The 11,906-nt window shown below is 39.6% G+C and carries 10 protein-coding genes; 5 read left to right on the top strand and 5 right to left on the bottom strand.

The genetic code is table 11. The features are described 5' to 3' along the window. The coding region (locus tag AC1DND_RS10730) for an SAM-dependent methyltransferase (RefSeq protein WP_477581509.1) at window positions 1-590 on the bottom strand (590 nt) is incomplete at its 3' end. Between the two features lie 279 nt (window positions 591-869). On the opposite strand from AC1DND_RS10730, the gene AC1DND_RS10725 reads away from it, so the two are divergent. After that, window positions 870-2,552, top strand: a complete 1,683-nt coding sequence (locus AC1DND_RS10725; protein WP_477581507.1) for a DUF6600 domain-containing protein — start codon at window positions 870-872, stop codon at window positions 2,550-2,552. Window positions 2,553-2,680: 128 nt separating this feature from the next. On the opposite strand, the gene AC1DND_RS10720 is transcribed toward AC1DND_RS10725, so the two are convergent. After that, a complete protein-coding gene (locus AC1DND_RS10720; RefSeq protein WP_477581505.1) occupies window positions 2,681-3,331 on the bottom strand; it encodes an HAD family hydrolase in 651 nt (216 codons plus the stop codon). A gap of 52 nt (window positions 3,332-3,383) precedes the next feature. On the opposite strand from AC1DND_RS10720, the gene AC1DND_RS10715 reads away from it, so the two are divergent. From AC1DND_RS10715 to AC1DND_RS10700, 4 genes are all read left to right on the top strand, one after another. After that, window positions 3,384-3,638 carry a YtxH domain-containing protein gene (locus AC1DND_RS10715; RefSeq protein ID WP_230146651.1) on the top strand — a complete coding sequence of 85 codons (255 nt, stop codon included), beginning with the start codon at window positions 3,384-3,386 and terminating at the stop codon, window positions 3,636-3,638. A gap of 63 nt (window positions 3,639-3,701) precedes the next feature. Continuing rightward, the gene (locus tag AC1DND_RS10710) at window positions 3,702-5,102 is read left to right on the top strand and encodes an MBL fold metallo-hydrolase RNA specificity domain-containing protein (protein ID WP_477581503.1); all 1,401 of its coding nucleotides are present in this window, start codon (window positions 3,702-3,704) and stop codon (window positions 5,100-5,102) included. A gap of 141 nt (window positions 5,103-5,243) precedes the next feature. After that, window positions 5,244-5,930, top strand: coding sequence for a class I SAM-dependent methyltransferase (locus AC1DND_RS10705; protein ID WP_477581501.1), 687 nt, complete (start codon window positions 5,244-5,246; stop codon window positions 5,928-5,930). A 70-nt stretch (window positions 5,931-6,000) separates the two neighbouring features. Beyond that, window positions 6,001-7,005, top strand: a complete 1,005-nt coding sequence (locus tag AC1DND_RS10700; RefSeq protein ID WP_477581499.1) for an LLM class flavin-dependent oxidoreductase — start codon at window positions 6,001-6,003, stop codon at window positions 7,003-7,005. A gap of 138 nt (window positions 7,006-7,143) precedes the next feature. On the opposite strand, the gene AC1DND_RS10695 is transcribed toward AC1DND_RS10700, so the two are convergent. The 3 genes from AC1DND_RS10695 to AC1DND_RS10685 all read right to left on the bottom strand — a co-directional run. Next, the gene (locus tag AC1DND_RS10695) at window positions 7,144-9,918 is read right to left on the bottom strand and encodes an outer membrane beta-barrel protein (protein ID WP_477581497.1); all 2,775 of its coding nucleotides are present in this window, start codon (window positions 9,916-9,918) and stop codon (window positions 7,144-7,146) included. 362 nt (window positions 9,919-10,280) lie between these two features. Continuing rightward, window positions 10,281-11,420, bottom strand: a complete 1,140-nt coding sequence (locus AC1DND_RS10690; protein WP_477581495.1) for a M28 family metallopeptidase — start codon at window positions 11,418-11,420, stop codon at window positions 10,281-10,283. Window positions 11,421-11,595: 175 nt separating this feature from the next. Beyond that, the coding region (locus tag AC1DND_RS10685; RefSeq protein WP_477581493.1) for a DUF6607 family protein at window positions 11,596-11,906 on the bottom strand (311 nt) is incomplete at its 5' end.

The raw sequence follows: 11,906 nt of genomic DNA, 5'->3' as shown, positions 1-11,906 counted from the left end.
ACACAAACCTGTGTATTGGGTTTGCAGCTTTTCAGCACTTCTTCAAAAAGCTGGTTGTTGCGGAAAGGCGTTTCGATGAATATCTGTGTTTGTTTATAACGGCTTGCCGATAAATCTAAATCTTTAATCCGTTTGGTACGTTGCTCTTTGTCGATCGGTAAATAACCCCAAAAGGCGAAACTCTGTCCGTTAAAACCTGAGGCCATTAAAGCCAGCAAAATCGAACTTGGCCCCACCAATGGAACTACTTTAATGCCGCGTTTATGTGCTTCGGCAACAATATCAGCTCCAGGATCGGCAATGCCGGGACAACCAGCTTCGCTCATTAAGCCTACATCTTTTCCGGCAGCAAGCTCAACAAAAAACTGACCTAAATCTGTCCGGTTATGTTTGCCATAATCGTGTACGATCAAATCTTTTTGCGGTGTTTTTAAACCAGCCTCTTTCAAAAACCGACGGGCTGTTTTACTATTTTCTACAATGTAGGTATCAATCTGGTTAATGGTATCAACCAAATAAGGGGTAAAAGTTTTGTGTGCTACCTCTTCAGCCAATGGTACGGGAATAAGGTATAAAGTGCCTTTTTGCATGCTACAAAAATACTCACAATAAATAGAATTTAAGTTCTAAAGTTTACAGTACTGGCAATATAATCTCTTTTGTAACCAAAGGTGTAGCAAATTTTATTTCTAACTGACTTATTTTCTGCACAATTAAAATGTGCTTAAAACGTTAAATATTAGTTAAATATGCCTCATAGGGCAATATTTGAAGGAAAACACAGAAACTATGCATGCATATTAAACCTTCTGCATTTTTGGTTCTCTAATTGATACACACACATTAGGTTATTAAAATAAAACACACAAATGAAAACACTGAAATCTACGGCACTTGTGCTGGGGCTATTTGCGCTCCTTGCCGGAACCACAACCCTTGTCAGGGCACAAGACTATCAAAACGATTACCAGGACGATGGTTATAGCACTGGCAATGTTTCTTTACAGACTTTTTACGATGAACTTTCGCCTTATGGTACCTGGATACAAGATCCTCAATATGGATATGTTTGGCGCCCTGATGTAGATCAAAGCGAATTTAGGCCATATTATACAAACGGACGTTGGGCGATGACCGAATACGGTAATACCTGGGTTTCCAATTACGATTGGGGCTGGGCACCTTTCCACTATGGTCGTTGGGTAATTAACAGTTACAGACAATGGATCTGGTTGCCTGATACCAATTGGGGACCAGCCTGGGTAGATTGGAGAAGTGGTGATGGTTATTACGGATGGGYTCCAATGGCGCCAAGCATTAGTATTAACCTAAGTTTTGGCCGTCGATATTCGGTGCCAGAATTTTGCTGGAACTTTATTCCACAACGCAATATTTATATCAATACTTTCCCAAGATATGATTACGGCCGCAATAATGTATATATCCGCAATACCACCATTATCAATAACACTTATGTTTATAACAGAAGAACCTATTATGGTGGCCCGAGGGTAGAAGATATAAGACGTGCAACTAATAGAGATGTAACCGTTTACAGATATGCGCAAGGTTCTAGACCAGGTGCAAGCAGGATTAATAGTAGGGAAGTATCTATTTACAGACCTAGACCAGAGCGTAATGCTGATAATCGTAGTGCAGCACCAAGAAAATTTGAGCAAGGTAATGCTGGCATTAACAGGGGTGGAAGGAATGAAGGTTATACCAATCGCGATCAAAGAGGCGGTAATAGCAATAATAACGATAACCGTTTTGGATCGAGAGGAGATAACCGTACCGGACAACCTGATAGAAACAACGGCACTATAGGCAGAGATAATAATAATCAGCCTAATAACAGAGGCGAAGTTTATAATAGAGATGCTAATGGACGTGTTAACCGCGGCAATACCAATGGTGTAGACGGAAGAAACGGACAGGAAAATGTAAACCGTGGTCAAGATCAGCAACGTTTGGAGCAGATGAGACAACAACGTACGCAGCAAGACCGTATGAGCCAAGATCAGCAACGTACACAGCGCGATGTTCAAACGCAGCAACGTGGTCAGGTAGACCAACAACAACGTGCCGCTCAAATGGAGCAACAAAGGGCACAGCGTAACGAGCAATTTCAGCAACAGCGTACGCAACGTGATGCTCAGGGACAGCAACAACGTAATGAGCAGCTGCAACAGCAACGTGCACAACAGTCTCAAGCCCAACAACAGGAAAGGACTCAGCGAGATGCGCAGATGCAACAGCAAAGAAATGAGCAAATGCAACAACAACGTGCGCAGCAGGCTCAAGCTCAGCAACAAGAAAGAGCACAACGCGATGCCCAGGCACAGCAACAACGTGCTCAACAAGCGCAACAACAACAACAAGAACGCTCACAGCGTGATGCTCAGGCTCAACAACAAAGGGCACAACAGCAGCARCAAAGACAAGAACAAAGAAGAACAGAAGCGCCACAGCAACAGCAACAGCAACAGCAAAGAGGTGGTGAAAGAAGCGGCTCTGAAGGAGGAAGACCATCAAGAGGTGGTAGAGGATAGATTGATAAGTCCCGATGAAAATCGGGACTTTTTTATTTAAGAAGCTTATAATCTTACTAACAAGAAGGCAGTTAATGCTTTAGGATTGGAAATGAACATTCAGTATTGCTTCGGGAACAGCAGTCCCATTATCCGCTATAGCTCCGATAAATCCCGATGTGAAATCGGGAGGCATGAAGCTTGCTTAAATCGGTTCCCCTAAAAGTGCTTTCGGCATTTGGGTGCAGGTTTTCGGGATCGAGTAAAAAAGTAGCTATCCCCAGTTGCAGACCAAATTTAATTTCCGATTCTGCATCGTCTCCTATAATTAAAATATCATCCGTGTTTAAGGCATATTTATCAATCAACAATTTAAAAGCTTCCTTTTTGTTGGTGGTCGAAACATCTACAACATGTACGGCTTCAAAATCATCAGCAATGCCCAACATCTTTACTTTTGAGGTTTGCTGTTTTGGGAAACCTGCCGTTACAATAAATTTCCGGCCTTTAAGACTTTTAATGTAATGATAATCATCACTTGGGTTTAATGGTTTCGTTACCTGGCGGTTTTGCAAATAAGCAAGTATATCGGGCATTAATTCTTCGCTAAAGCCATATTTTTTGGCCACTTTTTGAAAAGGCGTTCTAAGCATGTCTTGTTTTGCAAGCTGAAAATCTTCTTTACTGATCCCTAAATCCAAACTTTCCAGGAAATTGTATAACTCACCCATTAACTGTTCTTCATTTGGTTTGGTAAAATAAATGGTATTGTCTAGATCGATAAAAAAAATATGCTTCATTTAAATGGAATGATTTATGTTGTAATAAAAGCAAAACAACAAGTGCCAATTAATGTTTAATTATTTAAAGAATAAAGTTATGACAAAGGAAACAAAAATTATAGTAGGCGTATTAGCTGGAGCAGCACTTGGTGCAACAATCGCATTGGCATTATCTTCAGATTCGACAAGCGATTTAAAAGGTAAAGTATCAGATTTTTTTGCTGATCTATTAGACGCTTCAAAAGAAAAATTAGCGGGTTTAACAGATAAAGCTACAGGTGTAGCCGATAAGGTGAAAGATAAAATAGCAGAAATAAATGCATAAAGAATTGGAAGTGCCGGAAATATCCGGCATTTTTATTCTATATATTTTCTAACCACCATCTTGATGAACATTGCTTTTCATGGTGCCGCCCGTACTGTTACGGGGAGTAAGCACCTTATTACCTTAAAAAACGGTACCCAGATATTATTAGATTGTGGCTTATTCCAGGGAATGGGCCGTGTTACGGATAAATTAAACGATTTTTTTGGTTTCGATGCCAAAAAGGTTACTTACCTGGTTTTATCACATGCGCATATAGATCATTGTGGCTTATTGCCTAAATTGGTTGCAGAAGGATTTGAAGGTAAAATTTTCTGTACTTCGGCAACTATGGATCTGGCCCGCATTTTAATGATGGATTCTGCCAAAATCCAGATGCAGGATGCAGAATTTTCTAACCGCCATCTGCGCGAAGGCGAAGAAATGGAAGAACCGCTTTACACCGATGAAGACGTTACCAAAACGCTTAGTCTGATGAAAATTGTGGAGTATGAAGAAGATTTCGAGATTGAGGCGGGAATTCGGTTAAAGTTTACTGATGCAGGGCATATTTTAGGCAGTGCTGCGGTACATCTTACCATTACAGAAGAAGGAAAACCTACGCGGATTACCTTTTCTGGAGATGTTGGCCGTTAYGGCGACCTGCTTTTAAAAAGTCCGCAGCAGTTTGATCAGGCCGATTATATCTTAATGGAATCAACCTATGGCGATTCGCTACATAAAGATCTCGATCCAATTGAAAACATGCTTTTAGAGATTATTAATCATACCTGTAAAGTAAAAAAGGGAAAAGTAATTATTCCAGCTTTTGCTGTGGGCCGTACACAGGAGCTGCTTTATGCCTTAAATGGTTTAGAATTAAAAGGTAAATTACCTGATGTACCTTATTATGTAGATAGCCCTTTATCTTCAAAGGCAACAGAAATTCTTAAAAACCACCCAGAAGTTTACAATAATGGCGTTAAAGAAACTTTAAAGGTAGATCATGATATATTTGGTTTTAAAGGCCTGCGTTTTATCGAAAGCGTAGAAGAGTCTAAAGCTTTAAATGCCGATCCCAGGCCATGTGTAATTATTTCCGCATCAGGCATGGCAGAGGCGGGCAGGGTAAAGCACCACATCAGGAACAATATTGACAGCCAGAAAAATACCATTTTAATGGTGGGCTATTGCGAACCAAAATCGCTTGGTGGCAGGTTAATTGCCGGACAAAAAGTTGTAGAGATTTTCCGCGATGAATATGAGGTTAAAGCCGAAGTGCAATCGATAAAATCGATGAGCGCACATGGCGATTATGAAGATTTACTGCATTTTTTATCAGGTCAGGACCCGGCTAAAGTAAAACAGCTGTTTTTGGTACATGGAGAATACGAAGTACAGCAACATTTCGCCAGCAAATTGAAAGATGCAGGTTTTAAACATGTGGCTATTCCCGAATATCATCAGGTATTTGAGATTGAGTAACGATAAGCGTTGGTCTGGATTTGTAATCCAGACTTTTATTCTCTCGACTAACTTATAATTTATTTGTTGTAATGATGGTTTTTTTATTCCTCATTTTCTTTAAGCTTTAGTCTTTCAGCTTTCCTCCCTATCTTTGCCCACATGGATGTTTTTGGTAAAGCGTTAACAGATATTTATAGAACCGGGGAGGCTGATACGCTTTGGTTGCACAATTCGTATGGCGAACCAGAAGAAATGCCTTTAGAATTCTTCTTTCGTGATGATGAAGATATGCCCGTTTTAGAGCTTCAGGCTTTGCACATGTGCAGTGGAAAGGTATTGGATATTGGTGCCGGTGTTGGCAGTCATGCTTTACTTTTACAGGCTTTTAATATCGATGTAACGGCTATTGATATTTCCGAAGCAGCTGTTGATATTATGAAAGCGCGTGGTGTGAAAAAAGCATTCATACAAGATGTTTTTACCTATCAGGAGAAATTCGATACCATTATCATGCTTATGAACGGCATCGGTTTAACCGGAACTTTGCCCGGTTTTAAGGATTTCCTGATCAGGCTAAAAGACCTCATCAATCCCGATGGACAGGTGATTTTCGATTCTTCTGATATTTCTTATTTATATGAGGACATGCCTAAACCGCAAAACCAGTATTATGGTGAGGTATCTTATCAGTACGAATATAAAGGCGAAAAAGGCAATTGGTTTAACTGGATTTATATAGATGAAGAAACCATTAAACAGATTGCAAAAGAAACGGGATGGGATGCTGAATTGATTTTTGATGATGGCGAAGATCAGTATTTGGTCAAATTGACTTTGGCGCAATAATCTAAAAGTCATAAAGCTTTTCGCACGCCTATTTTAAATTAACAGGCTCATAAATTTGTTAGATACGAATATGAGCAATACGAAAATTAAACTTAGTGTGTTAGATCAATCGCCGGTTCGCAAGGGTGTTACAGCCCGCCGTGCCATTGAAGAAACCACTATACTTGCACAGGAAACCGAAAGATTGGGATATCACCGTTTCTGGGTTTCAGAACATCACAATACCACCAGTTTGGCGGGTTCAACGCCCGAGATCTTAATTGCCCATCTGGCCAATCATACCAAAACTTTAAGAATAGGTTCGGGCGGTATTATGCTGCCCAACCATAGTGCGCTAAAGGTTGCAGAAAGTTTTCGTTTGCTGGAAGTGATGCACCCTAACCGGATCGATCTGGGAATGGGCCGTGCACCGGGTACCGACCGCATTACGGCTTCGATGCTTAACCCATCAAACAATTGGAGCGAGCAGGATTTTGTAGAACAACTGCGTGAGCTACAACATTACTTGCATGATACCTCTGATGGTGGTATCCAGGCCAAAATAAAAGCCATTCCCATTGCTGAAACTGTTCCGCAGCAATGGCTTTTGAGCAGCAGCGGACAAAGTGCCTTATTCTCGGCCCACTTTGGAATGGGTTTTTCTTTTGCGCATTTTATTAATCCGCATGGAGGACCACAGGCTGTTCAATACTACCGGGAACATTTTAAACCTTCGGTTGATTTGGCAAAACCAGTTGAAAACGTGGCACTTTTTGTTTTCTGCTCAGAAGATGAAGAAAAGGTAAAACAACAGGAGGCTTTAATGGCTTACCGTTTTCTCCAGCTAGAGAAGGGCGGAGGCTTAACTGCTGTAGGTTGGAACGATATTAAAGACATTAGTTATAACGCTGCAGAGCAGGAACGGATTAATGCCAATAAACCGCGGATGATTTATGGCACGCCAACTGTAATTAAAGAGCGGCTTACCAAACTGGCTGCCGACTATGATGTTGATGAACTGATGGCAGTTACCATTACCGAGCATTTTGAAGACCGGATAAGATCGTACGAGTTGCTTGCGGAAATGTTTTTGTAATGATAAATTGTTTCAATGGTCTGTGTCTCCACAGACCATTATGAAAAGTTTGAAAAGAAGAATTTTCGCTGAGGTTTGTGAAGACACAGACCTCGGGATTGGATTTCTCCACTGCGGTCGAAATGACGCTAAATCAACCTAAAAATTAAAAAACGTTTGTCTGCCGCCAACTTTTTGTCCAAAGTTTTGGATATTATAAGTAAGGGTAAGCATGCCATATCTACCCAGGTTATTGCTCTGCGTATCGATAACACTGTTGCCCGTAATCTGGATGTTCCTACGCACATTGCTCTGCAAAATATCATTCACCGAGAATTTTAACTGCGCCCTGTCGTTTTTCATAAATAGGTAAGTAAGAGCGGCATTCCAGAATTTGATGTTATTGTTATATCCTGCAATTTTTTGGTCATTGATCATTAAAGAATAACTGGTTTCAAAAACCAGTTTTTTGGGGTAACGGATAATCAGTTCGGATGTGCTTTGGTGGGTATTGTAGCTAATGTTAGTATAATAGCTATCCTCGTACTTACTGCGATTCAGGTTTACCGAATACGACTGGTTAATCTCAACCTTATCGTTCAGGTTTAACCTCACACTTCCATTTGGCCCTACGTAAAATACATTCGCATCACTTTGGATGTTATTTACGATAACGGGTGTATGATCGAAATTGGCCCAGAAACCTAAACCTACTTTTAAACTTGTTTTATCTTTTTTGAAATCTTTTGAAATATTGGCTCCGCCACTAAAATTGTAAATACCGCTTTTGTTAATCGGATTGATTGTTTGAACGCCGTTATTTATGGTAATGGTATTCACCACGCCATTTTTTGTGAAACTACCATAACCGTATAAATTGTAATTAATCATGCTTTTAGGATCGTATTTGTACATATTCATGCTTAAATTCTGCGTGCGGGCAGGCAAAAGATTCGGATTGCCGTTTCTGATGTAAAATGCATTGGTATTATCTGCAACGGGTTGAAGGTAACTTACGTTCGGCTCTGCAAAGCGAGCAGAATAGTTAAGACGGAATATTTTGTACTTCAACTGAAATGTTGGCCACATAAAATTATAGCGCTGGTCAATATCTGCTGTATTGGTAAAGCGGTTGTTTAACGAAATGTAGTTGTGTACCAATCCCGGTTGAAGGTAAAGATCTTTGGTTACTTTGTATCCCAGGCTGATGTTTGTATTGGTTTTAAAACCGGCCTGTTTAACAGTTTGCGATAAATCTGGCACAACAATATCGTACAGCTGGTTAGCCGGATTGCGGTAAAAAGTGCTTAACGCATTTTCGTTATTGATGATGTTTCCGCTTACATCTGCTTTAAAATTCAGTTTTTTGCTAATTGGTTCGGTATAATTGCCATAGAAGTAAGACCTGAAATTATCAATGGTATTATTCCTTAATTGATCAACTTCTGAAGTAGATGGCCTAAGGTAAAAAATACTACTGCTCCTGTTGTAATTGATAATTGGGTTGGGGGTTGCAGAAATATCGGCTCCGATATTGAAAGATCTTCCAGCCTTTTTAAAATCCTTACTAAAATCGGCCCTTAACTGATATTTGTTGCTGGAAGTATTCAAGTCATTCAAATTTTCGAGGGTATTAATGAGCTGATTATTCGCATTATTGTTGCCTGAAGAAACCTTACTCACCGAATTGTTGGAGCTGAGCACAATTGCCGGCTCAATGGTCAGTTGTGTTAAAGAGTCGATTTGCCAATCTAATTTTCCACCAATATTGTGTTTTAGAACAAGAGAATTGGTATTTTCGCTGGCGTTGGTAATTAACCTGTCAGTACCTAATGTTTGGTTGGTATTGGTGAGTTTCTCCAGAAGATTATCTGATCGGCCGAAGAAATATTGGGTATTAATTTTGATCCCTTTTTTGGTTAAAGTGTTAAAATTAAAACCACCACCAGATGAAGCCTGAACACCATTATAACTTCCGCCAAAATTAATACCGTTGAACTCGAAATAACCTCCTGAGGTCATCATCATGGAGTTTACACCGCTTCTGTTAAATCCGCCTATCCGTTGCACATCATTGGGGTTAAAGCCTGGCTGATTGATATTGTTGCCATAAGCCAATATACTTACCTGTGTAGTATCTCTAAAGAAATTCATTAATCCACCGGCCTGGTAAAGGTCTTTTAGGCCTCCACCAGCATACAATTTGCCGAAAGCTCCTTTTTTAATCGCTTTTTTTAACTTTAAATTGATAATCTGCGGGATTTCTGCTGCAGTTAAATCCGGATCACGTCTTTTGGCCTGTTTATCATCAACCACTTGTACCTTATCTATGATATTAGCGGGTAAATTTTTGGTCGCAATCTGCTGGTCGCCACCAAAAAACTCTTTTCCGTCTACTAAAATTTTACTAACTGTTTTACCGTTAACCTGTATAGATCCATCGGCTGCAATAGCAACGCCTGGAAGCTTTTTTAACAGATCTTCTACCACCGCTGATGGCAGGGTTTTAAAGGATTCTGCATTAAATTCAATAGTGTCTTTACGTACAATTACTGGTGGCCTTTCTCCCGAAATTACAACCTCGTTTAGGTCATTTGCCTTAACGGAAAGATAGAGGATACCCAAATTTAATGCGGGATTGGCTGCAGTTAGTTCAACCTCTTTCCGGTATGTTCCATACTGCCATGCGGTTACCACTAAACGGTATTTTACGCCTATGGTTAAACCATTGATTTTAAAAACGCCTTTGTCGTCCGATAATTTATAAGTGCTCAATATACTATCGCCAACTTTATATACTGAAACCGTTGAGTAATTTAAGGTGGTTTTGTGATTGGCGCTATCGGCTAAAATTCCGGTAATGCTTCCGTTTTTTTGTGCAAATAAATTAAAAATAGCTAAGGTAAAGGCGATTGAAAGTAAGAGTTTCTTCATGTATATTTTAAATAAGCAAGCTAAAATTAGGTGCTACGTTTTTATGGTACAGATAAATGTGATGAACGATATAAAAAATGTGACAGACTAAAAATCTGGCTTGGTTGGTTATAAGGCGTACAGGCTGACGAAACGTTGCATCAAATTAAAACAACTAATCTTTTAGGTAAAAATAGCTGACTAAAGGTGTTTTTGCAAATACCAAACGAAAAAATTACATAGCGTTAAAAAGAAGAAGCCCCAAGCTAATGCAATGGGGCTGAGAAAGCGCATATCCCAATGGCGGATAATATTATCCCAATCGGAGAAATCGAGAATTAACGGTTTGTATCTTGATTTAAGGGTTTCGTCATAAAATAAAGTTATTCCATCAGTTTCTGGTTAAATCCAACGATCAGTTTAAACAGATCTTTATACTCGGTAAGCGGTAATGTTTCAGGTTTATCGAACACATCGTGATAAGCGGAGGGACCACCCTGGGTATAGATAAAGAATGCTGGAACACCTTTTTCGGTAAAGAAATAGTGATCGCTGTTGGCTGCTTTACCTCTGGAGTTTATTTTCGAGATGTAATGATTTTGGTTATTGATTGCGTTTAGCAGCGCAAATGCTTTAGGATACACGGATGCATTAACTACCGTCATGCCGGTTTCACCGGTTCCAACCAAATCTAAGTTGATTAGGAATTTAATCCTGCTTAAAGGAATTAAAGGGTTTTCCACAAAATATCTAGATCCCAATAATCCAGCTTCTTCGCCTGCGAAACAGATAAAACCAATGGAGTAGGGCTGGGGATTGGCGGCATAATATTTGGCTAAACTTAATAAAGTAGCTACGCCAGCGGCATTGTCATTTGCGCCGGGGAAATAAGTGTCAGCACCCATTCCACCCAAATGATCATAATGTGCTGTAATGATTAAAATGGAATCAGGGAATTTAGTACCCTTAACTAAACCGCAAATGTTAGCTGCCTCAAAGTTCGGAATAAATTTGTTTTCAATATCAACATTAATTTCTTTTGGTGTTGCGGTAAAGTTCTTTTTGTTAAGCTGGATGGTTGTCATATCACCAACTTCCGTAGCTACAGACCAGGTTAATTTGTCTTTTAATAAAATCTTTAACGATGGAGAAACCTGATAATTAAGACTATCAACCTCGGTTAAATTTGCTTTTTGCTTAACGCTGGGGCTCTCATTGTTTACAATGAAATCTTTACCAGGGATTAGCTTTTGACCATTTATTGCCACCATCATTTTTCCTGGAAATGTATTTACTGGGAAATTAAAATTCTGTTTATAATCAGAGCCCATTGGAAGTAGTCCAATTCCTTGGTAAGCATCAGCAATATAATCGGCAGATTTTTTCATCCCGTCTTTGGTATAACCTCTGCCCCAAAATTGTTTTGAAGTAAGGGTATTTACTACATTTCTGGTATAGGTAGAGTCTTGCGCGAAAGTGTTGATTGCTAAAAACAGGAAGATGATGAAGCCAAATTTTTTCATCTCGAAATTTAGTAATAAAATTAACGACAAAATTGATCGTCACCCTGAATTTATTTTACGGTCTTAATGGATGCTGACCCCGAGCCTCCGGGACAGCATGACGGCAAATAAAAATGGTTGGCAGTTAACGGGCATTGCCATTAGCCATCAACCATTCTCTATAAAAACAATTGTTTTACTTTACCAAATAAGGCTGTAAAGCTGTTTTAATTTTTTCTTTGTTCTGGCTTGCTGTCCATTTTTCTTTAATAGATTGATCGCCCAGGTTAAAAAGTGTTTCGTAAAGCAATTTGCCATTTGCCATAGTTTGTACTTTGAATGTGTTTTGCGAACCAATAATGTCAGCCCAAACACCACGAACATCTGCCCAGTAGGTGTGTTGGCTGGCCCACCATTTTTGCGCATATGCGAAAGTTTTAGGGTCTATTTTCGTAAACTCCTCATAACCTTTTTCAACAGCTAAAAGTTTATCGCCATCAGCAGAAC

The sequence above is a fragment of the Pedobacter sp. 01N416 genome, assembly GCF_056399685.1.
Note: the sequence above shows the minus strand (reverse complement) of the source record. Positions and strands in the feature narration are given on the sequence as shown.

Excerpts from the sequence above, each read along its gene's own strand:
- AC1DND_RS10720 (WP_477581505.1), bottom strand. The coding sequence starts at position 3,331 with ATGAAGCATATTTTTTTTATCGATCTAGACAATACCATTTATTTTACC.
- AC1DND_RS10715 (WP_230146651.1), top strand. The coding sequence starts at position 3,384 with ATGTTTAATTATTTAAAGAATAAAGTTATGACAAAGGAAACAAAAATT.
- AC1DND_RS10705 (WP_477581501.1), top strand. The coding sequence starts at position 5,244 with ATGGATGTTTTTGGTAAAGCGTTAACAGATATTTATAGAACCGGGGAG.
- AC1DND_RS10700 (WP_477581499.1), top strand. The coding sequence starts at position 6,001 with ATGAGCAATACGAAAATTAAACTTAGTGTGTTAGATCAATCGCCGGTT.
- AC1DND_RS10695 (WP_477581497.1), bottom strand. The coding sequence starts at position 9,918 with ATGAAGAAACTCTTACTTTCAATCGCCTTTACCTTAGCTATTTTTAAT.
- AC1DND_RS10690 (WP_477581495.1), bottom strand. The coding sequence starts at position 11,420 with ATGAAAAAATTTGGCTTCATCATCTTCCTGTTTTTAGCAATCAACACT.